General features: G+C 67.8%; 26 protein-coding genes. 14 read left to right on the top strand and 12 right to left on the bottom strand.

Annotation, left to right across the window (positions count from 1 at the left end; genetic code table 11):
* Positions 1-18: 18 nt before the first annotated feature.
* Together AADZ78_RS20780 and AADZ78_RS20775 are read left to right on the top strand one after the other, a co-directional pair.
* Positions 19-1167, top strand: coding sequence for a thiolase family protein (locus AADZ78_RS20780; protein ID WP_085252835.1), 1149 nt, complete (start codon positions 19-21; stop codon positions 1165-1167).
* Positions 1164-1967 (top strand): crotonase/enoyl-CoA hydratase family protein, encoded by an 804-nt coding sequence (locus AADZ78_RS20775; RefSeq protein WP_085252836.1) that lies wholly within the window; start codon positions 1164-1166, stop codon positions 1965-1967. The genes AADZ78_RS20780 and AADZ78_RS20775 overlap by 4 nt, the downstream gene beginning before the upstream one ends.
* 18 nt (positions 1968-1985) lie before the next feature.
* Here AADZ78_RS20775 and AADZ78_RS20770 read toward each other — a convergent pair whose 3' ends face one another.
* The 4 genes from AADZ78_RS20770 to AADZ78_RS20755 all read right to left on the bottom strand — a co-directional run bounded on the left by AADZ78_RS20770 (position 1986) and on the right by AADZ78_RS20755 (position 7246).
* Entirely contained in the window at positions 1986-4502 is a 2517-nt protein-coding gene (locus AADZ78_RS20770) for a PE family protein (protein ID WP_085252837.1), read from the bottom strand.
* 86 nt (positions 4503-4588) lie between these two features.
* Positions 4589-5608 (bottom strand): NAD(P)/FAD-dependent oxidoreductase, encoded by a 1020-nt coding sequence (locus AADZ78_RS20765; RefSeq protein WP_085252838.1) that lies wholly within the window; start codon positions 5606-5608, stop codon positions 4589-4591.
* Positions 5605-6105 (bottom strand): isoprenylcysteine carboxyl methyltransferase family protein, encoded by a 501-nt coding sequence (locus AADZ78_RS20760; protein ID WP_085252839.1) that lies wholly within the window; start codon positions 6103-6105, stop codon positions 5605-5607. Before AADZ78_RS20760 ends, AADZ78_RS20765 begins: the two co-directional genes overlap by 4 nt.
* A 4-nt stretch (positions 6106-6109) precedes the next feature.
* Complete coding sequence (locus AADZ78_RS20755; protein ID WP_372510528.1) at positions 6110-7246, bottom strand: type III polyketide synthase; 1137 nt, start codon at positions 7244-7246, stop codon at positions 6110-6112.
* 160 nt (positions 7247-7406) lie between these two features.
* Here AADZ78_RS20755 and AADZ78_RS20750 point away from each other — a divergent pair, with 160 nt between their 5' ends.
* Together AADZ78_RS20750 and AADZ78_RS20745 are read left to right on the top strand one after the other, a co-directional pair.
* Complete coding sequence (locus tag AADZ78_RS20750) at positions 7407-8546, top strand: NAD(P)H-binding protein (RefSeq protein WP_085252841.1); 1140 nt, start codon at positions 7407-7409, stop codon at positions 8544-8546.
* Positions 8543-9265, top strand: a complete 723-nt coding sequence (locus AADZ78_RS20745; protein WP_085252842.1) for a CPBP family intramembrane glutamic endopeptidase — start codon at positions 8543-8545, stop codon at positions 9263-9265. The genes AADZ78_RS20750 and AADZ78_RS20745 overlap by 4 nt, the downstream gene beginning before the upstream one ends.
* A gap of 5 nt (positions 9266-9270) precedes the next feature.
* Here AADZ78_RS20745 and AADZ78_RS20740 read toward each other — a convergent pair whose 3' ends face one another.
* The gene (locus AADZ78_RS20740; protein WP_085252843.1) at positions 9271-10074 is read right to left on the bottom strand and encodes an enoyl-CoA hydratase; all 804 of its coding nucleotides are present in this window, start codon (positions 10072-10074) and stop codon (positions 9271-9273) included.
* Between the two features lie 78 nt (positions 10075-10152).
* On the opposite strand from AADZ78_RS20740, the gene AADZ78_RS20735 reads away from it, so the two are divergent.
* A complete protein-coding gene (locus AADZ78_RS20735) occupies positions 10153-11250 on the top strand; it encodes a CaiB/BaiF CoA transferase family protein (protein WP_085252882.1) in 1098 nt (365 codons plus the stop codon).
* 12 nt (positions 11251-11262) lie between these two features.
* Positions 11263-12015, top strand: a complete 753-nt coding sequence (locus tag AADZ78_RS20730) for a 3-hydroxyacyl-CoA dehydrogenase (RefSeq protein ID WP_085252844.1) — start codon at positions 11263-11265, stop codon at positions 12013-12015.
* Positions 12016-12145: 130 nt separating this feature from the next.
* Here AADZ78_RS20730 and AADZ78_RS20725 read toward each other — a convergent pair whose 3' ends face one another.
* On the bottom strand, positions 12146-12277 hold the full coding sequence (locus tag AADZ78_RS20725; RefSeq protein ID WP_139829016.1) for a hypothetical protein: 132 nt from the start codon (positions 12275-12277) through the stop codon (positions 12146-12148).
* 216 nt (positions 12278-12493) lie between these two features.
* Between AADZ78_RS20725 and AADZ78_RS20720 the strand changes: the two genes are divergently transcribed.
* The 3 genes from AADZ78_RS20720 to AADZ78_RS20710 are packed head-to-tail and all read left to right on the top strand — an operon-like array spanning position 12494 to position 16167.
* Positions 12494-14818: an MMPL family transporter gene (locus AADZ78_RS20720; protein WP_085252846.1), complete on the top strand. Its 2325-nt coding sequence runs from the start codon at positions 12494-12496 to the stop codon at positions 14816-14818.
* Positions 14811-15548, top strand: a complete 738-nt coding sequence (locus AADZ78_RS20715) for a TetR/AcrR family transcriptional regulator (RefSeq protein WP_085252847.1) — start codon at positions 14811-14813, stop codon at positions 15546-15548. The genes AADZ78_RS20720 and AADZ78_RS20715 overlap by 8 nt, the downstream gene beginning before the upstream one ends.
* Positions 15532-16167, top strand: coding sequence for a class I SAM-dependent methyltransferase (locus tag AADZ78_RS20710; protein WP_085252848.1), 636 nt, complete (start codon positions 15532-15534; stop codon positions 16165-16167). The genes AADZ78_RS20715 and AADZ78_RS20710 overlap by 17 nt, the downstream gene beginning before the upstream one ends.
* A 32-nt stretch (positions 16168-16199) precedes the next feature.
* Here AADZ78_RS20710 and AADZ78_RS20705 read toward each other — a convergent pair whose 3' ends face one another.
* Both AADZ78_RS20705 and AADZ78_RS20700 read right to left on the bottom strand, forming a co-directional pair.
* On the bottom strand, positions 16200-17048 hold the full coding sequence (locus AADZ78_RS20705) for an endonuclease domain-containing protein (protein ID WP_085252849.1): 849 nt from the start codon (positions 17046-17048) through the stop codon (positions 16200-16202).
* 98 nt (positions 17049-17146) lie between these two features.
* Positions 17147-17863 (bottom strand): SIR2 family NAD-dependent protein deacylase, encoded by a 717-nt coding sequence (locus AADZ78_RS20700; RefSeq protein ID WP_085252850.1) that lies wholly within the window; start codon positions 17861-17863, stop codon positions 17147-17149.
* A 37-nt stretch (positions 17864-17900) separates the two neighbouring features.
* Between AADZ78_RS20700 and AADZ78_RS20695 the strand changes: the two genes are divergently transcribed.
* A complete protein-coding gene (locus tag AADZ78_RS20695) occupies positions 17901-18266 on the top strand; it encodes a GntR family transcriptional regulator (RefSeq protein ID WP_085252851.1) in 366 nt (121 codons plus the stop codon).
* Here AADZ78_RS20695 and AADZ78_RS20690 read toward each other — a convergent pair whose 3' ends face one another.
* Together AADZ78_RS20690 and AADZ78_RS20685 are read right to left on the bottom strand one after the other, a co-directional pair.
* Positions 18267-19076: a class I SAM-dependent methyltransferase gene (locus tag AADZ78_RS20690; RefSeq protein ID WP_085252852.1), complete on the bottom strand. Its 810-nt coding sequence runs from the start codon at positions 19074-19076 to the stop codon at positions 18267-18269. It lies immediately after the preceding gene.
* On the bottom strand, positions 19073-19588 hold the full coding sequence (locus AADZ78_RS20685) for a DUF1697 domain-containing protein (RefSeq protein WP_085252853.1): 516 nt from the start codon (positions 19586-19588) through the stop codon (positions 19073-19075). The genes AADZ78_RS20690 and AADZ78_RS20685 overlap by 4 nt, the downstream gene beginning before the upstream one ends.
* Positions 19589-19633: 45 nt before the next feature.
* On the opposite strand from AADZ78_RS20685, the gene AADZ78_RS20680 reads away from it, so the two are divergent.
* Entirely contained in the window at positions 19634-20077 is a 444-nt protein-coding gene (locus tag AADZ78_RS20680; protein ID WP_085252854.1) for a PPOX class F420-dependent oxidoreductase, read from the top strand.
* A gap of 72 nt (positions 20078-20149) precedes the next feature.
* Positions 20150-20320, top strand: coding sequence for a DUF5302 domain-containing protein (locus tag AADZ78_RS20675; protein ID WP_139829017.1), 171 nt, complete (start codon positions 20150-20152; stop codon positions 20318-20320).
* Between the two features lie 90 nt (positions 20321-20410).
* Here AADZ78_RS20675 and AADZ78_RS20670 read toward each other — a convergent pair whose 3' ends face one another.
* Positions 20411-23275, bottom strand: coding sequence for a PE family protein (locus AADZ78_RS20670; protein ID WP_085252855.1), 2865 nt, complete (start codon positions 23273-23275; stop codon positions 20411-20413).
* Positions 23276-23413: 138 nt separating this feature from the next.
* On the opposite strand from AADZ78_RS20670, the gene AADZ78_RS20665 reads away from it, so the two are divergent.
* Both AADZ78_RS20665 and AADZ78_RS20660 read left to right on the top strand, forming a co-directional pair.
* Entirely contained in the window at positions 23414-23995 is a 582-nt protein-coding gene (locus AADZ78_RS20665) for an HhH-GPD-type base excision DNA repair protein (RefSeq protein WP_085252883.1), read from the top strand.
* Positions 23992-24138, top strand: a complete 147-nt coding sequence (locus AADZ78_RS20660) for a DUF1059 domain-containing protein (protein WP_085252856.1) — start codon at positions 23992-23994, stop codon at positions 24136-24138. Before AADZ78_RS20665 ends, AADZ78_RS20660 begins: the two co-directional genes overlap by 4 nt.
* Before the next feature lie 97 nt (positions 24139-24235).
* On the opposite strand, the gene AADZ78_RS20655 is transcribed toward AADZ78_RS20660, so the two are convergent.
* Positions 24236-25243: a hypothetical protein gene (locus AADZ78_RS20655; protein ID WP_085252857.1), complete on the bottom strand. Its 1008-nt coding sequence runs from the start codon at positions 25241-25243 to the stop codon at positions 24236-24238.
* Positions 25244-25281: the final 38 nt, after the last annotated feature.

The following is a 25281-nucleotide window of genomic DNA, read 5'->3' as shown; positions in this document are numbered from 1 at the left end:
GTCAAAGGAGACATACTCATGGCTCAAGCCGTCATCGTCGAGGCAGTGCGCTCACCGATCGGCAAGCGCAACGGCGGGCTGTCCGCCGTCCACCCGGCCGAACTGTCCGCGCAGGTACTCAACGGATTGGTCACCAAGGCCGGCATCGACCCCGAAATCGTCGACGACGTCATCTGGGGCTGCGTCATGCAGGCCGGTGAACAGGCCCTCGACATCGGGCGCACGGCAGTGCTGGCGGCGGGCTGGCCCGAGACCGTTCCGGGAGTGACCGTCGACCGCCAATGCGGGTCGAGTCAGCAGTCCATCCATTTCGCCGCGGCCGGGGTGGTGGCCGGGCACTACGACGTCGTCGTCGCCGGCGGTGTCGAGTCGATGTCACGGACCCCGATGGGCGCGTCATTAGCCAACGGCGGGCGGCCGTACCCCGAGGCGTTCCTGACGCGCTATCAGGGCAAGGTGCCGAACCAGGGCCTGGGCGCGGAGATGATCGCCGAGCAGTGGGGCTTCGACCGCCTCGCGCTCGACGAATTCTCCCTTGGGTCGCACGAAAAAGCCGCTGCCGCACAGGATTCCGGTGCGTTTGACGACCAGATCGTCGCCATCAAGGACCAAGACGGCAACGTCGTCGTCAAGGACGAAGGCATTCGCCGCGACACCCCGATGGAAAAGATGGCGTCGCTGAAGCCGGCGTTCAAAGAGGACGGGGTGATTCACGCCGGAAACTCTTCGCAGATTTCCGACGGCTCGGCCGCAGTGCTGTTCATGTCCGCCGAGAAGGCGAAGTCGCTAGGGATGAAGCCGATTGCCAAGGTGCACACCGCAACTTTGGCTGCCGCCGACCCGGTGATCATGCTGACCGCTCCCATCCCCGCAACCCAGAAGGTGCTCAAGCGGTCCGGCCTGAGCATCGCGGAGATCGGGGCGTACGAGGTCAACGAGGCATTCGCGCCAGTGCCGCTGGCCTGGCTGAAAGACATCGGCGCCGACGAGAAGAAACTCAATCCCAACGGCGGCGCGATCGCGCTCGGGCACCCGCTTGGCGGTTCGGGCGCGCGGTTGCTGACCACGCTGCTATATCACATGCGGGACAAGGGAATTCGCTACGGCCTGCAGACCATGTGTGAGGGCGGTGGTCAGGCCAACGCCACTATCGTCGAGCTGCTGTGACAGCAAGCGGTGACGGGCAACCCGGGGCACTCGTAGAGCGCCGCGGCAACGTCATGGTCATCACGATCAACCGGCCCGAAGCCCGCAACGCAGTCAACAGTGCCGTCAGCATCGCCGTCGGGGACGCGCTGCACAAGGCCCAGCACGACCCCGCCGTGTGGGCGGTGGTGATCACCGGCGCCGGCGACAAATCCTTTTGCGCCGGAGCCGATCTCAAAGCGATCTCGCGGCGGGAAAACATCTACCACCCCGACCACAGCGAGTGGGGCTTCGCCGGCTACGTGCACCACTTCATCGACAAGCCCACCATCGCCGCGGTCAACGGCACCGCCCTGGGCGGCGGCACCGAGCTGGCACTGGCCAGCGACCTGGTGGTGGCCGACGAGCGCGCCAAATTCGGGCTGCCGGAGGTCAAACGCGGACTCATCGCCGCCGCCGGTGGTGTATTCCGGATCGTGAACCAGCTACCCCGCAAAGTAGCAATGGAACTGTTGTTGACCGGCGAGCCGCTCACCGCATCCGACGCCTACGAATGGGGCCTGATCAACCAGGTCGTCAAGGACGGCTCGGTGCTGGACGCCGCGCTGGCGTTGGCCGCGCGGGTGACCGTGAACGCTCCGCTGTCGGTGCAGGCCAGCAAGCGCATCGCCTACGGGGTCGACGACGGCGTAATTACCGACGAGGAAGTGGGTTGGGGCCGGACCGTGCGCGAAATGCGCACGCTAATCAGGTCCGAGGACGCCAAAGAGGGGCCGTTGGCGTTCGCAGAGAAGCGGGAGCCGGTCTGGAAGGCGCGCTAACCGTCAGTCGGTGCGCCGCTACGGTAAGCCGTTGTTTCCGGGCTGGCCCAAGAGCAGTCCCGGCTCGCCGCGGGCACCGCCCTTGCCGCCGGTAGCGGGTGTTGGCCCGGGCCCACCGTTGCCGCCATTGCCGCCGTCGCCGATCAAGACGGCGCTGCCGCCCTGGCCACCGTCACCACCGACGGTATTGCCCTCACCGCCAGCGCCGCCGGCCCCGCCATTGCCCAGCAGCTGACCGCCCCTGCCGCCGGACCCGCCGGCGCCGCCAGCCATTCCCATGCTGGTTCCGCCGACTCCGCCGCTGCCGCCGCTGCCCAGTAGAACGGCATCGCCGCCGGCACCGCCCATCCCGCCGCCGTTTATGCCGAATCCACCGGCCCCGCCGACCCCGCCGCCGGAGAACAGCAAGCCGCTGTTGCCGCCGGCACCGCCGTTGCCACCGACACCAAGGATGCCGCCCCCGCCGCCGTCGCCGCCGGCGCCACCCGTACCGAACAGCGCGCCGGCATTGCCGCCGGCTCCGCCGACCGAGCCGACGCCCGAGCCCAGGTTGAATCCGCCGACCCCACCGGCACCTCCGGATCCCCCGACCAGGCCGCCGTTGCCGCCGGCGCCACCGCCCCCTCCGCTGGTGCCACCGACACCGCCTGCCCCGCCGTTGCCACCGCCGGCGCCGACCAATCCGCTAAGCAGCCCGCCGGTGCCCCCGTTTCCTCCAGTCCCGGCGGCAGCGGCGCTGCTGGCCCCGCCGGCGCCACCGCCGCCACCGGCGCCGAATAGCCCGCCGGCCCCACCATTCCCGCCGATGCCGCCGTCCCCGGTGGCCTTGCCGGTCGCGATGCCTCCGCCGCCACCGACGCCACCGTTACCGGACAGGTATCCACCGGTCCCGCCGATTCCACCGGCTCCGGCCGTGCCGCCGCTCGACGAGTTGCCACCGGCCCCGCCGGCGCCACCGGTGCCCAACAACCCGGCCGCACCGCCGGCACCGCCGGCACCGCCGTCCTGACCGGACCCGCCGGCCCCGCCGTCGCCGAGCAAAATCCCGCCGGGTGTGCCGTCTTGCCCGGTGCCCGGGGCACCGTTGACACCGTTGCCGATCAGCGGGCGCCCCAATAGCGCTTGGGTGGGTGCGTTGATGACGTCGTATACCGGTTGCAGCGGTCCTCCAGAGCCATTAGCACCGGCCTTGCCAATCGTTGGGCCAAACCCGCCGTTCCCGCCGTTGCCGCCGGTGCCGATCAGCACCGCGTTGCCACCGGCGCCGCCGGCACCGCCGGTCGTTGCGCCCTCACCGCCCGCACCTCCGGCACCCCCGGTGCCCAACAGGAGACCGGCCCTGCCGCCGGTCCCGCCAACCCCACCGGCGCTATTGAAGCTGGCACCGCCGGCCCCGCCGACCCCGCCGCAGCCAAGCAGACCCGCGGTGCCTCCGGCCCCTCCTGCGCCGCCCTCGTTACCCACGCTGACGCCGCCGGCCCCGCCAGCCCCGCCGCTCGACATCAGCAGGCCCGCGTTGCCCCCGGTACCGCCGGCCCCACCCGAACCAACCGTGCCGAACCCTCCGGTCCCACCTGCCCCGCCTGCCCCGAACAGCAGGCCAGCGTTGCCCCCGGCGCCGCCCGCGCCACCATCGACCGCTATCCCGACTCCGCCCGGCCCGCCGGCACCCCCGGCGCCAGCGAGCAGGCCCGCGTCGCCGCCGGCTCCGCCCGCACCCCCGGACGTGGCGCCAACCCCACCGGCCCCGCCGTTACCGCCACCGGCGCCGACGAACCCGCCCAGCAGCCCGCCGGCGCCACCGGGCCCGCCGGCGCCACCGGCCTTGGTCGAGCCGAGTCCACCAGCCCCGCCGTTACCACCGGCGCCCAACAGCCCGCCCGCGCCGCCGATGCCGCCGGCGCCACCAGCCGCGGCACCGACACCCCCGGCACCACCCACGCCTCCGTTGCCCAAGAGCCAGCCACCCGCCCCGCCGGTGCCGCCTGCCCCGCCGTCTCCGGCAACTAGGTTGTTGCCGCCGGCACCACCTGCGCCGCCGGTGCCTATTAACCCGGCTGCCCCGCCAGTGCCGCCTTGCTGGCCCGGCCCGCCGGAACCGCCGGCACCACCATCGCCGATCAACCAACCCCCGGCCGCTCCGTCCTGCCCGGTACCGGGCGCGCCGTTCGCGCCGTTGCCGATCAATGGGCGTTGCGTCAACGCCACACTGGGCGCATTGATCAGGTTGAGCAGTTGCTGCAGCGGCGAGGCACTAGCGGCCTCCGCGCTGACGTAGGAACCGGCGCCAGCGGTCAGCGCCTGCACGAACTGGGTATGAAACGCCGCCGCCTGCGCACTCACCGTCTGATAGCCGTAAGCGTAGTCGGAGAACAACGCAGCGATGGCCGCCGACACCTCGTCTTCGGCTGCGACGAGGAGCCCCGTGGTCGGGGCGGCCGCGGCCGCGTTGGCCACGCTGAGTGTTGAAGCTAGTCCGGCCAAATCCGTTGCTGCCGCGGTTAACACGTCCGGTACAACGTTGAGAAACGACATGTGATACCTCCCCAATCAATCACATACCCCGCCAGGTGAATATAGCGCTAATCGCGCCGTGACGTGGCAAAACTGTCAGAAGGGGCTCAATGCGCGAGGATGTTCACTCCCCACCGGAAAACGGCGGGTAGCAGTGTGCACGCCGGGACTATGGCATGGCGCGCCGCGCGCGGCGTGCTGGCCAACACCAGCCCGCGAGTGAGCAGCCGGTAATCGCGCGTGATCCGGTGCCACGCAAGCTCATACGAATCCGGCGTGCCGTCGACGATGGCCCGGACCGCCGCGGCGGCCTGTTTGACGGCCAGGCTGATGCCTTCGCCGGTCAGTGCGTCCTCGTATCCTGCGGCGTCACCGACCAACAGCACCCGCCCCGCGACGCGGCGGGACACTACCTGGCGCAGCGGGCCGCAGCCGCGCGGCTGTCCTCGGCTGGCACCGTGCAGATGCTGCGCAAGCCAAGGGAACCAATCGATTTCGGGTCGCTGGCGGGAAAGGATCGCCACACCCACCAGATCCGGTTCCACCGGCGTCACATATGCCTCACCCCAACGGGACCAATGCACTTCGACGAACTCCGACCATGCCGGCACCCGATAATGCCAGCGCACGCCGTAGCGCCTCGGCATTCCCGCCCTTGCCGTGATTTCGACCGCGCGCCGGACCGGGGAATGCAATCCATCGGCTGCCACCAACCATTTGGCGCGGACGCCCGCGGCCGTCACGCCATGCGTGTCTTGGCGGACACTGGTCACCTTGGTCCGGATCCATTCGGTGTCTTGCTCTTTGGCCCGTGCCGCCAGCGCCGCGTGCAATGTGGTCCGTCGCACCCCCCGGCCCGGCCCGCTGCGAAACCGCGCCTCGGCCCGACGCAAGTCGCTGACATAGGCGATGCCCTGAAAGGGGGTGCCGGCCGGGTCTACGCCGAGCGACTTCAGCTCGGCGAGGCCGCCGGGCATTAGTCCCTCGCCGCAGGCCTTGTCGATAGGATCGTCTCGCGGCTCGGCCACGATCACCGAAAGTCCGTGTTTTCGTGCGTGCAACGCCGTGGCGAGGCCGCCGGGGCCGCCGCCGACGATCAGTAGGTCGGTGTCGTAGGTGGTCGTCATGTGTAGCCCAAAGCTGCGTTCTCCACCCGGATACGTACCGTCAGCAAGACCGCGTTGGCCACCGTGAACACAAGCGCGGTCAGCCATGCGGTGTGCACCAGCGGCAGAGCGAACCCTTCGGCCACCACTGCAACATAGTTTGGGTGGTGCATGAACCGGTAGGGTCCCCGCTGTACCAGAGGTTCGTTCGGCAACACGATCACCCGAGTGTTCCACCGCTTGCCCAGCGACGTCACGCACCACCAGCGCAGGCCCTGGCTCAGCGCCAGCACGGTCACCATCGGCCAGCCGAGCCAGGGTATGAATGGCCGGTGCAGCGCCCAGGGCTCGACGACGCAGCCGAGTAGCAGCGCGGAATGGAGTATAACCATCACCACGTAATGGGGACGCCCAAACTCCTTGCCGCCCTGGGCAAAAGACCAGCGCGCATTGCGCTGGGCGACCACCAGCTCGGTCAGCCGCTCGATCACGACCGCCAGGATCAGCAGGTAGTACACGGGCCTACCATTTGAACAGCACGAGTTCGGACGAGAAACCCGGGCCCATCGCGATCATCAGCCCTATCGACCCGGACGGCGGGGGATCGGCCATCGTCGGCCGTAGCACGTCCAGCACCGACACTGACGACAGATTTCCGTTGTCGCGCAACGATTCTCGGGTGCGATCAAGGGCATCAGCCGGTAGCTCGAGCGCATTCTCGACGGCATCGATCACCTTGGGGCCGGCGGCGTGAACGACCCAAGTCGACACGTCCGCAACGGTCAGCCCATGGTCGCCGAGGAATCTCCGGACATCGTCGCCCAAGTACTTCTCGACGACGGTCGCCACCTCGACCGACAAGACGATCCGGAACCCGTCACTACCGATCTCCCAGCCCAGCACATCCTCGGTGTCGGGGTAGATCCGGCTGCGGTTGGCCAGTAGCTTCGGCCCGGCCGATGGCCGGTCCGCCCCGATCGCCACGACAGCCGCGGCGCCGTCACCGAACAGGCTGGAGGCAACGAGATTGGCCAGCGATCGGTCGTTTCGCTGAACGGTCAGCGAGCACAGCTCGACCGCCAACAGCGCGGCCACTTGGTCGGGAAAGGCACGTAGATAGTCATCCATGCGCGCTATCCCGGCCGCACCGGCGGCGCAGCCCAGGCCGAACATCGGCATGCGCTTGACATCGGGTCGCAGTCCGACCCGTGTGGCCAGCCGTCCTTCCAGTGACGGAACGGTGAGCCCGGTAACTGTGGTCGAAAAAACGATGTCTACCTCCGACGGCTTGACCTTGGCATCGTCTAATGCTGCCAGCAGCGCCTGCTCAGCCAAGTCGAGGGCTACGTCGAGGAAGGCGTCGTTTGCTTCGGTGAACCCGCTCAGCTCGGGGTATCGCGACAGCGGCAGCGCAAGTTGTCGCGCCCGGACCCCGCTGGACAGAGCGAACCGACGAAACTCCGGGCCGGCGAAGTCGGTTAGCGCCGCTATCGTCTCTTCCTGGCTGTATCGGTGCGGCGGGAACCGCACGGCCACCCCGGCTACGGTCGGATTTACTGTCGTGTCGGCCGTCAGTGTCTGCACACCGGCGTAGGCCGAAGCGCCCCCTGTGATCTCCTCCATGTACGGAGTCACGGTACCGACGGCGGATAGGTTCAGACCGGCACGCAGGCCTGCGACTCAGCCGGCGCCACCGGCGCCGCGGCCACTTGGGCGCTAAGCGCCTCGATCGCCGAACCGATACTCGCCAAATTCGTTGCGGCGCTGGATAACGCCGCCGGTCCGCCAGACACCGACCAGTCGAGCTAATGTCGACGGCATGCGGATTCTGGTGACCGGCGCCACCGGCTACGTGGGATCACGCCTGGTCACTGCGCTATTGGCGGACCACCAGGTGTCAGCGGCTACCCGAAATCCGGCACGCCTCAAGCAGTTCGGCTGGTATGACGACGTCGCACCGGTGCGGCTGGATGCTTCCGACCCCGCGTCCGCGCAGGCTGCGATGCGAGCGGCGGCACCGGTCGACGTCGTGTATTACCTAGTCCACGGGATCGGTCAGGCCGATTTCCGAAACGCCGATCGGGACGCGGCCGCAAATGTGGCCGCCGCAGCCAGGGATGCCGGGGTGCGGCGCATCGTCTACCTGGGCGGTTTCGTGCCCGAGGACGAGGTGCTGTCCGAGCACCTGACCAGCCGAGCTGAGGTGGCTGAGGCGCTGACCGTGACGGGTGGTCCGGAACTGGTATGGCTGGGCGCGGCCATGATCATCGGCGCCGGGTCGACGTCGTTCGAGATGCTGCGCTACGTCGGAGACCGGTTTCCGGTCATGCCGATGCCCAGCTGGATGCATAACCCGATCGATCCGATCTCTATCCGCGATGTGCTGCACTACCTGGTCGCAGCTGCCGATGCGACTCGGGTGCCCGCGGGCGCCTACGACATTTGCGGCCCCGACACCACCTCGTACCGCGAGCTGCTCAATAGGTATTCACGCATTTGCGGCAGGTGGCACACCGCGTGGCGGGTGCCGGGATTTGACACCCGGGTGGCGTCGCTGTTCACGGCGCTGGCGCTGCCGGTGCCCCAAGGTTTGGCCGCGGACTTGGTGGAATCTCTGGACCACCCGATGCGAGCGTCTGGCAGCGGCCTGCAGGATCTGGTGCCCGATCCGCCCGGCGGCCTACTCGGCGTCGACGACGCCATCGCACTGGCCGTCGCGGACAGCCGCCCGCCCCGGCCGGTCAACGCGCTAGCGGATCCCCATCACCTCGCCGACACCGATCCCGTGTGGGCCGGCGGCGACGCGCTGCGCATCAGACGGCTGGCCCGGGTCGTGACCCCGTCCATCGCGCACCCCACCCTAGGACTGGTGGACATCGTCCCCGGGCCGCTCGCCGGCGCCCTGCGAACCGGTCTGGACATCCTGATCACGCTGACCCCGAAAGTCCGTCCCGCATGAGCCATTCCGCCGCCCCTTATCACACCAGTGTGCGCGACGAGCTGCGCCGGGCAATCACCAATGTCGCTGTGCCACACCATGAACCGCCCGGGGTGGTGCGGCGCCGACGCATCGTCGTCGCCGGCACCCTGGTCGCCGGCGCCGTGGTATTGGGGTTTTCGCTGCGTCGGATGCCCGGCGAGGCGAGCTTCTACTGGCTGACACTGTTGCAGGCCGCCGTTTGGCTGGTCGGTTCGTTCGGTTCCGGGCCACTGCATCTGGGCGGCATCTGCTGGCGGGGTCGCAACCAGCGCCCGGTCATTACGGGGACCACCGTCGGTCTACTGCTTGGCGGCGTTTTCGTACTGGGCGCGCTGATCGCCAGGGAGCTGGAGCCGGTAGCCGAATTGATCACGCACGTGCTGAAATTCGCTCACCAGGGATCCTTTGCGCTGGTCGTGCTGATCACCCTGATCAACGGCCTCGCCGAGGAGGTGTTTTTCCGCGGAGCGCTGTACACCGCGTTGGGCCGGCATTATCCGGTGACGGTATCCACCTTCTGGTACGTCTGCGCCACGTTGGCCAGCGGCAACCCGATGCTCGGCTTCGCGGCTGTCGTCGTGGGGACGGTATGCGCCTTGGAGCGCCGGGCCAGCGGCGGGGTGCTGGCGCCCATGCTGACCCACTTCGTGTGGGGTCTGATCATGGTGCTGGCACTTCCGCCGCTGTTCGGGGTTTGATCCGTTCAGTCGGTGAACACGGGGGAGCGGCGTTGCTGGAATGCCCTTGCGCCCTCGGCGAAGTCGGGTGATCCCAGCAGTGTCACCTGACCGTCGAATTCGCGCTTGAGCGTGGGTTCCAACTCCGTGAGGCTGGCGGCGTTGATTGCGTCCTTAGTCTTGGCGAACGCCACCGCCGGGCCCGCCGCCAACCTCGAAAGCACCCGATCCACTTCGGCTTCGAAGTCCTCGTCGGGGTATACCGCGCTGACCAAACCCCAGGACAGCGCCTCCGCTGCCGGTAGTCGCTCGGGTAACAACGCCATCCGCATCGCCCGGATGCGGCCGGCCGCTGCGGCCACCAAGGCCGACGCGCCACCGTCGGGCATCAACCCGATTTTCGTGAACGCAAGTATGAAAAATGCTTTGTCAGAAGCCAATACGAGGTCACTTGCCAGGGCCAGGGAAACGCCAACACCGGCCGCGGGTCCTTGGACGACCGCAACCACCGGGTGCGGCAGCGCGGTGATGGCTCGCACCGTGCGGTTGATCTCGGTGATGGTCGCAGTGCCGGTGTCACCGCCCGCCACGTCGTCGGCGCTCATGCCGGCTCCCGAACAGAAGCCGCGGCCCGTTCCGCCGATCCGCACCAGCTTGACTCGTGGATCTGTGGCTGCCCACTCCATAGCGTCGGCGATCCCGGCGAGCACGGACGTCGTGAGCGAATTCAAGCTCTCGGGCCGGTCGATGATCACCGACAGCACACCGTCGGCCAGCCCCACGCGAAGACCCGCAACGGGAGCCAGGGTGTCGATCCCGGAATCCGGCATGGGCCCCACCCTAGGGCACCCGGATGCTCGGTTGCGAAGATGCCAAGGGCGTCAACGTAGATGAAAGGTCGGTACCTGATGGCGGGACCTCTCCATGGGTTGCGAGTCGTCGAATTGGCTGGCATCGGGCCGGGTCCACACGCCGCGATGATCCTCGGCGACCTCGGTGCCGATGTGGTGCGTGTCGATCGCCCGGCCTCTTCTTCTGGGAGCATCGGCGGCCCCGCGAAGGACGCCATGCTGCGCAACCGGCGCGTTGTCACCGTCGATCTGAAATCCGGCGAAGGCCGCGAGCTCGTTCTCAACCTCGTCGCCAAGGCCGACGTGTTGATCGAGGGTTACCGCCCCGGCGTCACCGAGCGGCTCGGCCTGGGGCCCGAAGATTGCGTGAAAGTCAACGACCGATTGATCTACGCCCGGATGACGGGCTGGGGCCAGACCGGCCCGCGCAGCCAACGGGCCGGTCACGACATCAACTACATCTCGCTGAACGGCATCCTGCATGCCATCGGAAGGGTGAACGAGCGGCCGGTGCCGCCGTTGAACCTCGTCGGCGACTTCGGCGGCGGGTCAATGTTCCTGCTGGTCGGAATCCTGTCCGCGCTATGGGAACGGCAAGGGTCCGGCAAGGGTCAGGTCGTTGACGCCGCGATGGTCGACGGGTCGAGCGTGCTGGTCCAGATGATGTGGGCGATGCGGGCGACGGGAATGTGGACGGACGTGCGTGGCACCAACATGCTCGACGGCGGCGCGCCCTACTACGACACCTACGAGTGCGCCGACGGCCGTTATGTCGCCGTCGGCGCCATAGAACCGCAGTTCTACGCCGCCATGCTGGCCGGCCTGGGTCTGGACGCCGCCGAGCTGCCTGCGCAGAACGACGTGGCCCGCTGGCCCGAGCTCCGGGCGGTGCTGACCGAGACATTCGCCAGGCACGACCGCGACCACTGGACCGAGGTGTTCGCCGATTCCGATGCCTGCGTGACGCCGGTGCTGGCATTCGGCGAGGTGCATAACGAGCCGCACATCACCGAGCGGCACACCTTCTACGACGTGGACGGGGGGCTACAGCCCATGCCGGCCCCGCGGTTCTCGCGCACCCCGCCGGATCGGCCACGCCCGCCGGTTGCGCCGGTCGCCAACATCGAAGCCGTACTCCGCAGTTGGGACGACTAGGAAAGGAATCGGATGGAGATCAGGGACGCCGTAGCCGTCGTCACCGGCGGCGCATCAGGCTTGGGCCTGGCCACCACAAAGCGGCTGCTGGACGCCGGCGCACAGGTCGTCGTGCTGGACCTGCGGGGCGAGGACGTGGTGGCCGGGCTCGGCGATCGCGCGCGATTTGCGCAAATCGATGTCACGGACGAGGCCGGCGTCACCAGTGCTCTGGATAAGGCGGAGGCGATGGGCCCGCTGCGGATCGTCGTCAATTGCGCCGGTATCGGCAACGCCATTCGGGTCCTCAGCCGCGACGGCGTCTTCCCGCTGAATGCGTTCCGCAAGATTGTGGACATCAATCTGGTCGGCACGTTCAACGTGCTGCGGCTGGGCGCCGAGCGGATCGCCAAAGCGGAACCCATCGGGGAAGAGCGCGGCGTCATCATCAACACCGCCTCGGTGGCGGCGTTCGACGGCCAGATCGGTCAGGCGGCCTACTCGGCGTCCAAGGGCGGCGTCGTGGGCATGACGCTGCCGATCGCCCGCGACCTGGCCAGCAAGCAGATCCGGGTGGTTACGATCGCTCCCGGCCTGTTCGACACACCCCTGCTGGCGTCGTTGCCCGAGGAAGCCAGGGCCTCCCTGGGCCAGCAGGTGCCGCATCCGTCGCGGTTGGGGAATCCAGACGAGTACGGCGCGCTGGCCATCCACATCATCGAAAACCCGATGCTCAACGGTGAGGTCATCCGCCTGGACGGCGCCATCCGGATGGCGCCGCGTTAAGCGGCAAACAGAAAACCCCCCGCGCTGGCGGGGGGCTCACCTAGGGAGTAACCACGACACTATCGACGAAACCAACGAGTGATGGCGGGTTCGGCCATGAGAAGCCGCGCAAGCATGCCCATGATGTCGCTCAGCTTGCTGTAGGCAACGGGTGCCAGTCGTCGAGCTGCTCAGAGGTCTCGCCTTCTACCAGCATGTCGCCGTGGTAGAGAGCCTCGAAGTCAGCCTTGATGACGTCGGCGCTCGTGTCGTCGATCCACATGGCACTGAGCGTAGAAGTCTCCATTAAGGATTCTTTGAGTCACGATTCGGAAAATGGTGGCAATTCTTACCGCTCGGTAGGGTCATTTCCCCGCAGGTCGTTGTGCCGAGGTGAACCATCAGGCCGCCGGGCTCGTCCCTTGAACAGTGGCTGTTTGACACCTGTAACTTACCGCAGATAAGTTATCGCGGATAGGGGCCGGCGGGAGGGCGCAACATGCTTCAGGGGATTGCTCGACTTGCCATTTCGGCACCGCGAAGAATCATCGCGGTCGGGCTCCTGATCTTCATCGCCGCAGCGATCTTCGGCATCCCGGTTGCCCAGAGCCTGTCTCCCGGGGGTTTCCAAGATCCGAACTCGGAATCGGCCAAAGCCATTAGCGTCCTTACCGACAAGTTCGGGCAGAGCGGTCAGCAGATGCTGATCCTGGTGACCGCGCCCGGAGGCGCCAACAGCGAGCAGGCCCGCCGCGTTGGCACCGATCTCGTCGAACAATTGCAGCGGTCGCCGTTGGTGTACAACGTGTCCTCGGCGTGGACCGTGCCAGCGGCCGCCGCGGTCGACCTGGTCAGCACGGACGGCAAGTCGGGGTTGATCGTGATCAACCTCAGAGGCGGCGAAAACTACGCGCAGAAAAACGCTCAATACCTGTCGGACCAATTTGTCCACGATCGGGACGGCGTTACCGTCCGGGCCGGTGGCCCGGCGATGCAGTATGCCCAGATCAACAAGCAAAACCAGGACGACCTGGTGGTCATGGAGATCATCGCGATTCCGCTCAGCTTCCTGGTGCTGGTTTGGGTGTTCGGTGGACTGTTGGCGGCGGCATTGCCTATGGCCCTCGGTGCGCTGGCCGTCGTCGGTTCGATGGCGGTGTTGCGGCTGGTCACGTTTACCACCGAGGTGTCGATCTTCGCGCTCAACCTGAGTACCGCCATGGGTTTGGCGCTGGCCATCGACTACACGCTGCTGATCGTCAGCCGCTATCGCGACGAGCTGGCCGAGGGCAGTGACCGGGACACCGCGCTGATCCGGACCATGGTCACGTCCGGACGCACCGTGCTGTTCTCCGCGGTCACCGTGGCGTTGTCGATGTCGGCGACGGTGGCGTTCCCGATGTACTTCCTGAAGTCGTTCGCCTACGCCGGCGTGGCCACCGTGGCATTCGTTGCAACCGCGTCCATCGTGATAACCCCGGCTGCGATCGTGCTGCTGGGCCCCCGGCTGGACTCACTCGACGTGCGGCGACTGGTGCGTCGGGTGTTAAGCCGCCCCGATCCGGTGCACAAGCCGGTCGAGGAGCTGTTCTGGTACCGCTCAAGCAAGTTCGTGATGCGTCGCTGGCTGCCGAGCGGTCTGGCCGTCATGGCGCTACTGCTGTTGCTCGGCCTTCCGTTCTTCTCGGTGAAGTGGGGTTTCCCGGACGACCGAGTGCTACCGACTTCGGCGTCGTCGCATGAGGTCGGTGACCGGCTGCGCACCGGTTTCGCGCACGATTCGGCGACGGCGGTGCCCGTCGTTATCCCCGATATGCGTGGCCTGAACCCGGCGGATCTGGACACCTATGCCGCCAGCTTGTCGCGGGTTCCCGACGTGTCGGCGGTGAGCGCGCCGAGTGGCACGTTCGTGGGCGGAAACCGGGTGGGACCACCGGCCGCGGCCACTGGGTTGGCCGACGGCAGCGCATTTCTGACCGTGGACAGCAACGCGCCGCTGTTTTCGCATGCCTCCGACGTACAGCTCGAGCGGTTGCACGCGGTGCCCGGCCCCGCCGGCCGATCCGTCGACATGGGTGGTGTCGCGCAGGTCAACCGCGACAGCGTCGACGCCGTGACGGATCGATTGCCGCTCGTGCTTGGGCTGATGGCCACCATCACGTTCGTGTTGCTGTTCTTGCTTACCGGCAGCGTGGTGCTGCCGGTCAAGGCGCTGATGTGCAATGTGCTGTCGTTAACCGCGGCGTTCGGCGCGCTCGTGTGGATCTTCCAGGAGGGCCATCTTGGCGCGCTGGGAACGACCCCGAGTGGGACGCTGGTGGCGAACATGCCGGTCCTGTTGTTCTGCATCGCATTTGGGTTGTCCATGGACTACGAGGTGTTCCTGATCTCCAGGATCCGGGAGTACTGGTTGGAGTACCGACCCGCAAAGCCAACCGCAAAAGCGGCGCACGCGGCCAACGACGAGGCCGTGGCGCACGGCGTGGCCCGCACCGGGCGGGTGATCACCGCGGCCGCGTTGGTGATGTCGATGTCGTTCGCCGCGCTGATCGCCGCGCATGTGTCGTTCATGCGGATGTTCGGCCTGGGCCTGACCCTGGCCGTGGCCGCCGACGCGACCCTGGTGCGGATGGTGCTGGTGCCGGCGTTCATGCATGTGATGGGCCGGTGGAACTGGTGGGCGCCCAAGCCGCTGGTGTGGCTGCACGAACGGTTCGGCATCAGCGAAGCCTCAGAAAAGTCGGTGGCGTTCCAGGCGCCCGGTGCCGCCGCGACGACGCGCGAGGAGCCGCCGATTCCCGCCTCGGTGACGCGCGATGGTTGACGTCTCGACGGCTGGCTTGCGCCGCTCGCGCGCCCCACGTGGGTCCGGTGATCTCCTCCGCCACGAAATCCTGGATGCCGCCACCGAGCTGCTGCTGGAGACGGGGCAGGCAAGGGCGGTATCGATCCGATCGGTGGCGCAACGCGTCGGCGTGACACCGCCGTCGATCTACCTGCACTTTGAGGACAAGGACGCGCTGCTGGACGCGGTGTGCGCACGCTATTTGGCCAGACTCGACCAGGCAATGGAGCAGGTGGCATCTGCCGGGCAACAGTCCACGGTGGACGTGTTGCGGGCCCAAGGGCTGGCCTATGTGCGGTTTGCCGTACAGACTCCTGAGCTGTATCGGCTCGCGACGATGGGTGAGTGGCGGTCGGGAAGCAATGTCGATATCGCCCTGGACAGCTCGGCGTTTAAGCACATGCGGGCTTCCGTGCAGACCCTCATGGATGAGGGCGTCTACCGCAGCGACGATCCGACTACCATCGCCCTGGAACTGTGGACCGCTGCGCACGGGGTGGCGGCCCTGCTGATCGCCAAGCCGCATTTGCCATTCGGCGATGTCGATGCCTTCGCCGACCGGGTGTTGGGTGCGGTCCTGTGCGGTCATATGGTGGCTGGGCTGGTTGGCGCCCAAACTGGCGGGCGCGCCACATCGGCGGAGTTGGTGGAATGGGTGCTGTCACGCCGCCCATCGGAGGGGGACTGCTCGAATGACCGTGGCTGTTAGGGTCCACAACCCGTTCTTCGCCCGGGTTTGGCCGGTTTTTGCCGCCCACGAAGCCAAAGCGGTAACGGCCCTGCGTCGGGAGAATCTGGCCGGCCTCTCGGGTCGGGTACTGGAAGTCGGTGCGGGGAGCGGGACCAACTTCGTCTTCTACCCGGAGTCCGTCGAGATGGTGGTCGCCGTGGAACCCGAGCCACGGCTGGCGGCCAAAGCCCGCGAAGCCGCCGTTGGCGCACCGATTCCGGTTGTCGTCACCGACGAAACGGTCGAGGAGTTCAGCGACGAGCAGCAGTTCGACGCCGTTGTCTGCTCACTGGTGCTGTGTTCGGTGCGCGACCAGCGCAGCGTTTTGCAGCACCTGCGTTCGTTGCTGCGGCCAGGCGGACAACTGCGGTATCTCGAGCATGTCGCCAGTGCCGGCGTCCGAGGTAAGTGGCAGCGCCTGGTCGACGCGACGTTCTGGCCGAAGATCATGGGCAATTGCCACACCCATCGCGACACCGAGCGCGCGATCCTTGAGGCGGGATTTGCGGTGGAATCCGCGCGACGGGAGTGGACTTTGCCGGTGTGGGCGCCGCTGCCGGTGTCGGAGTTAGCGCTGGGCCGGGCGCATCGTCCGTAGTTCCCCGCCGAGACTGCGCTCAGCGCTGGGGTTTACGCCAAATCGCGATCTGTGCGCAGTTTCGATGCGCGAAACTCCAACGCATCGCGAACTCGGCGAATGATTTCGCCGGGACGATCAGTTACGACCACTCGGATGATGAGCCAGCCCAGCCTTTCTAACGCCTCACTGCGCCGAACATCTCTTGTGTATTGCCCGCGGTTGAGGCGATGATGCTCGCCGTCGTATTCGACAGCGACCTTTAAACCCTCCCAACCCATATCGAGGTAGTACACCTGAGCTCCGTCTTTGGTCAGCACCGGGATCTGGATCTTCGGCCGCGGCAAGCCCGCGCGAATCAGCAACAGCCGCAGCCACGTTTCTTTCAGTGACTGCGAACCGGTGTCGACGAGCTCTAGCGCTGAGTCCAGATGCTGCTCCGCGATTTCGGCGACTTCATGGGCCTTGACGCCGGTAGCCCCCATGAGCGCGTCCAGGTAGGCGATCGCGGTGCCTATCGGCTTGCGGCGCCCAATGTCGTACGCGGTGCGTTGCGGTGTGGTCACCGGGAGGCCGTTGACCAGGTAAAATTCGTTGGGCTGCAGTGTCACATCGAAGGTCTGTATGCCGCGGGGAGGCCGCGCGTTGGACCAAATCAGCTCCATTGGCAGGTGTTCATCGATCCATTTGGATCCATGCCAGGAAGCCGCCGTTAGACCCGCGAGCACGCCCTGTCGATGCGACCATAACCACCCCGCGACCGCTTTTTCTCGCAATGTGAGCTCTTGATGGGTGCGCGGGATATACACATCCGGGAACACCCTTGTGTATCCAGAACGCAGCTGGTGGGGCCGTAGTGAGCCGTTCCGCACGGCTTCGCTACCAATGAACGGAGATCTCATGCCAGCACACTCGCCGGCCGCCCCGACGCGGCCATGCCGAAACTGCGCTGAGCGCGCAATTTTGTGGACAAACCGCGATCTGTGCGCAGACTCGACGGTTACTTGAGCAGGGCAGGCAATTGTTCAAGCAATCCAGGCAATGCCTTGCTGGCCGACTCGCGGATGCTGAGGGTGGCATTTCTGGTCAGCGGTGTGGGCTCAGGATTGACCTCGATCACGACCGTGCCGCGCGCGAGCGCCAGCTCGGGCAGCCCGGCTGCTGGGTAGACGATCGCGGACGTCCCGACCACGACCATCACGTCGGCGGCTTCCGTGGCCTCGACGGCCTGGAGCCACGGGCCTTCGGGTAGTGCCTCACCGAACCACACAATGTCGGGACGGATCAGGCCGCCGCATTTCAGGCAAACCGGTGGTTCCACTTCTATCGTGGGTTCGGTCATCTCCGGTAGCGGGTCGTGGTAGGGCACGCCGCAACGCGCGCAACGGAATTCAAAAAGACTGCCGTGCAGGTGATGCACGGGATTGCTGCCGGCGCGCTCGTGTAGGTCGTCGACATTCTGGGTGATGACGCTGACCTCGACGTGGTCCTGCCACGCCGCGATCGCCCGGTGCCCGTCATTGGGTTCGACGGTGGCCACGAGGTAGTGGCGCCACAGGTACCACCCCCAGACGCGCTCGGGATTGCGCTCCCACCCTTGCGTGCTGGACAGCTCGTAAGGGTCGAAGCGGGCCCACAACCCGTTCTTGTCGTCGCGGAATGTGGGGACGCCGCTCTCCGCGGAGATTCCCGCGCCGCTGAGCACCGTCACTCGCATCCCACAAACATAGCCGGGCTTGGTAGATACTTGGTACGTGGAGCTGCGGGATTGGTTACGGGTCGACGTGAAGGCTGGCAAGCCTTTGTTCGATCAACTCAGAACCCAGGTCATTGATGGAGTCCGAGCCGGTGCGTTGCCGCCCGGCACGCGGTTGCCGACGGTGCGCGACCTGGCCGGTCAGCTTGGCGTGGCCGCCAATACCGTGGCTCGCGCCTACCGCGAGCTGGAGTCGGCGGCGATCGTGGAAACCCGCGGCCGGTTCGGCACTTTCATCTCCCGTTTCGACCCGACCGATGCGGCGATGGCGGCGGCGGCCAAGGAATACGTCGAAGTGGCCCGAGCGCTCGGCCTGACCAAGTCCGACGCGATTCGCTACCTCACCAACGTGCCTGATGAGTAACTAACCGAACTCCAGCAGGGTCAGGCACGGACGCAGCGTGTCGAAGACGCTCATGTGGTAGACGGTTGACAGCGCGGCGTTGAAGAGCACGCCGCGGCCCGGTGGTAACCGCAGATCATGGGCCGCAACCACACCCGGTACCGTGCCCACCAGATCCGCGGCCTGCGCAACTGAGAGGCTGAACGGCATCGGCGGTATCCGGTAGCGCAGCGAGGTTCGGATACCGAGACGGCTCCACCTGGCGAACCACGTCGGCGGCAGATCGAAGAGCAGTCGGCCGCCGGGAAATCTCTTGGCGCACTCGGCGATTAGTCCCAGCGCCTGCTCGGGCTGCAGATACATCAGCAAACCCTCGGCGGTGATGAATACCCCGCCGGCAGGGTCGACGGAATCCATCCAGCTGTAGTCCAACGCAGACTGAGCGCACACCGAGATCCGCGGCGACGTCGGGAGCAACCGCGTTCGGACGTCCACGATCGGTGGCAGATCAACCGTCAGCCAACGGAATTGGCCGTCTGGAAGCGCCGCATCCAAGCGCCAGAAACTGGTCTGCAGGCCCTCGGCGAGCGCGACCACGGTGGCCGTCGGGTGCTCATCGAGGTAGGACCGCACCTGTGCGTCGAACGCCAGCGCTCGCAGCGCGAAGTCCTGCCGGGGAGGGCCGAATTTCGCAAAATCGAAATCGATCGCATCGACCAAAGCGATCGCCATCGGATCATCGATGATGGGGTTGCGGCGGCGAGCTTCGCGAGCCCGCGCGTTCAACGTCAGTAGGGCCGTCTCCGAGACACCGCTAAGGTCGACCTTCATCGCAGCACCTTGTTCAGCGTCCGCAGGTTGCGGGTGGTTGTCGACGACTTGTAACGCTTCTTTCCCATCGTCTGCCCTATGGTGCTGTCCAATGTGCTGCCCTTCGGTACTTGCCAGTAAATAACACCGTCACCACGGCTGATCTTCTCGCTCGGACCGGCTGCCAGCGCGGCGAGCTCGTCGAGAACATCGGCATCGGCAACGAACGTGACATAGGACTGGTACCCGTCCACCTCGCGTTCGAACGGGTATGCCTCAACAATGGTGCGCACGGTATCGATGTCGTAGGCCAACACCCAGGCGTCGTAGGCGAACCTCGCCCGCAACGCGGCTGCTGCCGTGTTCCGTACCGCCTCGACGCTGGACGACGATTCGAGAAGCACGTTGCCGCTGGCCAGGATGGTGCGTACGTTGCCGAATCCGGCGTCGGTCAGCGCCGCGGCCACCTCGGCCATTTTGAGGTTGACGCCTCCGACGTTGACGCCGCGAAGAAATGCCGCGAATTGGGTCATGATCCGATTTCACCAGGACGCCGGGGCGCGACGTAGGCTTTCGGCATGGGACGCCAAGTCTTCGACGACAAGCTGTTGGCCGTGATCAGTGGAAACTCCATCGGTGTGCTGGCGACCATCAAGCGTGACGGGCGACCCCAGTTGTCCAACGTGCAGTACCACTTCGACCCGCGCCACCTGGTTGTGCAGGTGTCGATCACCGAGCCCCGGGCCAAGACGCGCAACCTGCGCCGCGACCCGCGCGCCTCGCTGCTTGTCGACGCCGACGACGGCTGGTCCTATGCCGTCGCCGAGGGCACAGCGGAGCTGACGCCTCCCGCGGCTGCCCCCGACGACGACACGGTCGAGGCGCTGATCACCTTGTATCGCAATATCGCCGGTGAGCATCCGGACTGGGACGACTACCGGCAGGCGATGGTCACCGATCGGCGGGTGCTGCTGACGCTGCCGATCTCGCACGTATATGGGATGCCCCCGGGTAAGCGGTGACCTAGGCTCGATTGCCCGGCTTCTCCTCACGCCGCTACGCGGCGCGCATCGTCGCCGGGCTAGGCTGCCGGTATGGCGGAGAACTCACCCGAGGACGAGACCAAGCGCAAATTCCGTGAAGCTCTCGAGCGCAAGATGGCGAAGTCGACGGGCGGATCCGACCACAAGGACGGCGGCGGGAAGCAGTCGCGGGCGCACGGTCCGGTGGAGAACCGCCGGGAATTCCGCCGCAAGAGCGGCTAGCTCGCGACCGCAGATCGCCTCGCAGTTGCTGGCAACCTCCGAAAGCATGGCCGGAAAGGCGAATTCGAATTGCCGTTGCGGAGCGGCCGGCTAACCCCCGGTCCCGGGTGCGCCATTCAACAGCCCACCAGCACCCCCAGCACCACTGACCCCGTCAACCCCGCTGTCCCCGCCAGCGGTGTTGTTCCCGGCGGATCCGCCGGCCCCGCCGTCGCCGCCGTCACCGACCACTTGGGCGGCCCCACCGTTTCCGCCGTTGCCACCATTACCGCCGTTCCCGTTGGCGCTGGCGGTAGCGCCGCCGGTGCCGCCGACACCGCCGGCGCCGCCGGCGCCGGACAGCCACCCGCCGATGCCGCCGCTGCCGCCGGCGCCGCCGGTGCCGGCGCCGAATAGTGTCGAGGCCCCGCCTACCCCACCTTGCCCCCCGGTCCCACCGTTGCCGACTAGCCAGCCGCCGGACCCGCCGGCCCCGCCGGTGCCGCCGGTGCTCGGGCCGGACCGCGTCGTGTGCCCACCGTCTCCGCCGGCCGCGCCGGGCGCGCCGTCACCGAACAAGCTGGCGGCGCCGCCGGCACCGCCCGCGCCGCCGCTGCCGCCATGCAAGTTCGCGTCCCCACCGACTCCACCTTGCCCGCCCGTCGCAGCGTCGCCGCTCAACCACCCGCCATGGCCGCCATGGCCGCCCTGGCCGCCGTTGCCGCCGACGGTACCTCCGGAGCCGCCGGCGCCGCCGGATGCGCCCGCCCCGCCGGCCCCGATCAACCCGGCCGCACCACCGCTGCCCCCGGACCCGCCGCTGCCGCCGGCACCGGGGGTACCGGCGTCCCCGCCGGAACCACCTTGCCCCCCAGCCCCAGCGTCGCCGAACAGCCAACCGCCGCCACCACCGTCGCCGCCATTGCCGCCGCTGCCGGCGACGCGGCCCGTGCTGGTGCCGTCACTGCCGCCGGCGATCGCGCCGGTGCCAGCGTTCCCGCCGACACCACCGCTGCCCCACCACCCGCCGGCACCGCCGGGACCACCATTGCCGCCGTTACCACCGTTGAAGCCGGGTAGGCCCGCTATCCCGCTACCGCCGGAGCCACCGGCCCCACCGTTGCCATAGAGCCAGCCGCCGGTACCACCGGCCCCACCGGACGCACCGGCACCACCGGCCCCACCAGGGCCGCCGTTGCCGATCAACCCGGCGGCACCCCCAGCACCGCCGGCCTGCCCGGGCGCGCCGGACCCGCCGGCCCCGCCGTTGCCGTACAACCAACCTCCCGTACCGCCGGCCTGCCCCGTACCCGGTGCTGCATCGGCGCCATCACCGATCAACGGGCGCGCTGAGAATTCGAGGGGCGCCCCGCCGTAGAGCCGACCGCCGGTTCCAGAGACGCCGCCGAGTCCGTCGGCTCCGCCGTTCCCGCCGGTGCCGCCGGCCCCGGCCATCCCGCCGATCCCGCCGGCGCCGATCAGCTGAGCCGCCCCGCCGTTACCACCGTTACCACCGTTGCCGCCAGCGATGTTGGCAGAGGAAGCATTCGCTCCGCCGGCGCCACCGGCTCCGCCGGCGCCGCCATTGCCGTACAGCCACCCAGCCACGCCGCCGGTGCCGCCGGTTCCGCCAGTGCCGGCGGTACCGGTGGCGGCGCTCGAGGTCTGGGCTCCGCCGACTCCACCTTGTCCGCCGGCGCCGCCGTTGCCGATCAGCCTCCCGCCGCCTCCGCCGGTACCGCCGGTCCCGCCGCTGCCGGCACCGGTTGTGGTGCTCTCCCCGCCAGCTCCGCCAGCACCTGCGGCCCCACCGTCACCGAACAATCCGGCGGCGCCGCCGGCACCCCCGGCACCACCGTCGCCGCCAAACAAACCGGCGGCGATTGCATTCCCGCCCACCCCGCCGTGTCCGCCGGTCCCGGCGCTGCCATACAACCATCCGCCGGCCCCGCCGTTGCCTCCGTTGCCGCCGTTGCCGGCGGCGCTTTCCTGGGCCCCGCTGACCCCGCCGGCCCCGCCGGCCCCGCCGTTCCCACCGGTACCGAACAGCCCGGCGCCGCCGCCGTTTCCGCCCGCGCCGCCGACGCCGCCGTAGTTATCGCGGTTGGCTGCGTTCCCGCTTCCGCCGTCCCCACCTTGTCCGCCGGCCCCGCCGGCGCCGGACAGCCAGCCGGCATGCCCGCCGGTGCCGCCAGTGCCGCCGCTCCCGGCGCTGACACCGCCAGTCTTGCCCGGGTCGGTGGGACCGGCGGACCCGCCGGTCCCGCCGACCCCGCCGGACCCGCCGCTGCCCCACAGGCCGGCGGCGCCGCCGGCGCCACCGGCTCCGCCGTTGTGGCCGTTGAGGCCCGGCCCGCCCGCTGTGCCGTCCCCACCTGCCCCGCCTCCGCCGCCGTTGCCATACCACCACCCACCGGCACCGCCGGATCCGCCGGCCGCGCCGGCTCCGCCGGCACCGCCCAGGCCGCCGTTGCCAATCAATCCGGCAGCGCCGCCGGCACCCCCGGCCACTCCCGGGTTCACGCCGGCCGCGCCATTACCCCCGTTGCCATACAACAATCCGCCGGGTCCGCCGGCCTGCCCGGGCGCCGCCCCGTTGGCGCCGTTGCCGATCAGCGGCCGCCCCAGCAGGGCCTGGGTTGGTGCGTTTACCAAACTCAGCACGTCTTGCTGCAGGGCCTGCAGCGGCGCGGCGTTCGCCGACTCAGCGGCCCCATAGATGCGCCCGGCGCCGGCCAACGCCAGCACGAACCGTTCATGAAAAGCCGCTGCCTGGGTGCTGAGCGCGTGATAGTCGAGCGCATATCCGGAAAACACCGCGGCAATCGCCGCCGACACGTCGTCGCCGCCCGCGGCCAGCAGTGCCGCCGTCGGGGCTGCGGCCGCGGAGTTGGCCGTGTTCAGCGCCGAACCGATGCCCTGCAAATCCGTTGTCGCCGCCGCCAGCAGGTCGGGGACTGCCATCACATACGACACCGTGACTCTCCCAGGGGTGATCGTCAATCGATCGAATAGTTTTCATGATCGTCGGTTCGGCCGCACATGTCAGTGTTTCCGCCAGATACGCCGACGAGCACACCGTCCGGCTCACCACCACAGCTCTACACTGGGCTGGTGCCGAAACTGCAGCTTGTCCAAGAACCGGCAGCCGATGCCCTGTTGGACTCCAACCCATTCGCGTTGCTCGTCGGGATGCTGCTTGATCAGCAGGTGCCGATGGAAACCGCCTTCTCGGGGCCCAAGAAGATCGCGGATCGGATGGGTGGCTTCGACGCCGGCCAGATCGCCGACTACGACCCGGACAAATTCGCCGCGCTGTGCTCGGAAAGACCTGCCATTCACCGGTTTCCGGGATCGATGGCCAAACGCATCCAGGCGCTCGCGCAGATCATTGTGGACCGTTACGACGGGGACGCCGCCGCGTTGTGGACCGCCGGCGAGCCCGACGGCAAAGAGCTGCTGCGGCGGCTCAAGGGGCTACCCGGTTTCGGCGAGCAGAAGGCGCAGATCTTTCTGGCGTTACTTGGCAAGCAATACGATGTGACGCCGAAAGGTTGGCAGGCTGCCGCGGGGGACTATGGCAAGCCCGGCACGTATGTGTCGGTAGCCGATATCGTCGACGCCCAGTCCCTTGGGCAGGTGCGGTCATACAAGAAGCGGATGAAGGCAAAGGCCAAGGGAAAGGCGGCAACGTGAAGACACACATAACGTGTCCGTGCGGCGAAGCCATTGTCGGCAAGGACGAGGACGAGCTGGTCGACCTGACGCAGGCCCACCTCGCCAGCGTTCACCCCGGCTTGGAGTACGACCGGGACGCCATCTTGTTCATGGCCTACTGACGCGTTCGCGACGGCGCGAGCGTGCGCGTCTGTACCACGACACGCCGTCAACCGCGTACATTTGCGCACCCTGGCGGACCTGGACCGGGCTTGCGCTCTACGGCACCACCGTTGAGCCGATCGTGGGCATGAACTGGCACTGCCGGTCCTTGGTGGTGACCTGACCGAAGATCGTCGACATGATGCTGCCCGAACCGGTGTCGGCAATGACGGTCAAGGTTGTGGGACCCTCCGGGTTGATGTCGGCGCGCGGCTTGAGTGTGGCGCTCCCGGACTTTCCGGTGGTCAGGTTCACCCACGTCACGTTCAAGGGCAGCCGCTGCACCTCGGCGGGGCCAGGGGTGCCCACCGCGGTGAACACATAGGCCGTCTGGCCGGGTCCGGGCCCTGGCGCCGGGATAGTGGCCGGACCCGCCACCGACAGTGCGGTCGCGATCGAGTTAGTGCCGTCCCCCAGGCAATTGGTGCCGATCGAGGGATATATGAAGTCCTGCGTGGGTGGAGCGTCCGGTCCGAAACCCGGGGCCGGCGCTGGGGCCGGCGCAGGAGCCGGAGCAGGAGCCGGCGCGGGTACGGCGGCGGGTACCGAAGCTGTTTGGGCCCCGGGTACCAGTGCGGCAGCGGGCGGTACCGCAACCGGAGGAGTAGCCAGCGGCGCCCCAGCGGGCGCCGGGCCTGCCGCGTGGGATGGATCGATACCCGTCGGTAGATGCGCAAGCGTGCCGGGCTCCACACCTACTGGTGGCAGGTGCGGAACCGGGCCGGCCTCGGGTGGTGTGACCCCCGCTGGAGCAGGGTTGTTCGGGTCCGCCACAAACTGGTTCACCGACGAGGCGACGTTCTTCGACTCGGTCGGTGCCGTCGGGCTGTGGGTGAATGCTTGCGCCGCCGCCATGAGCAGCTGCGTCGCCTGGGCCGGGTTGCTGGCCGCTTGCTGGATTATCGGACTCAATTGGGTCAAGGCCGGCAGACCCGGTAGCTGTTGGGCGGGGTTCGGCGGCGGTGTCGCGGGGTCGGCTGCCGCGCTCGGACAAAGCGCGAGCGCGGCAGCCGATGTGACGACGACTGCGGCCAAACCTGTGGACAGACTCCAAGTGCTTGCCACGGTGTTCTCCGGTCTTAGGTGATGGTCAGCCGTCTAAC

The organism is Mycobacterium riyadhense, assembly GCF_963853645.1.
GTDB classification, from domain to species: domain Bacteria; phylum Actinomycetota; class Actinomycetes; order Mycobacteriales; family Mycobacteriaceae; genus Mycobacterium; species Mycobacterium riyadhense.
This window is presented reverse-complemented; position numbering and strand designations above follow the sequence as displayed.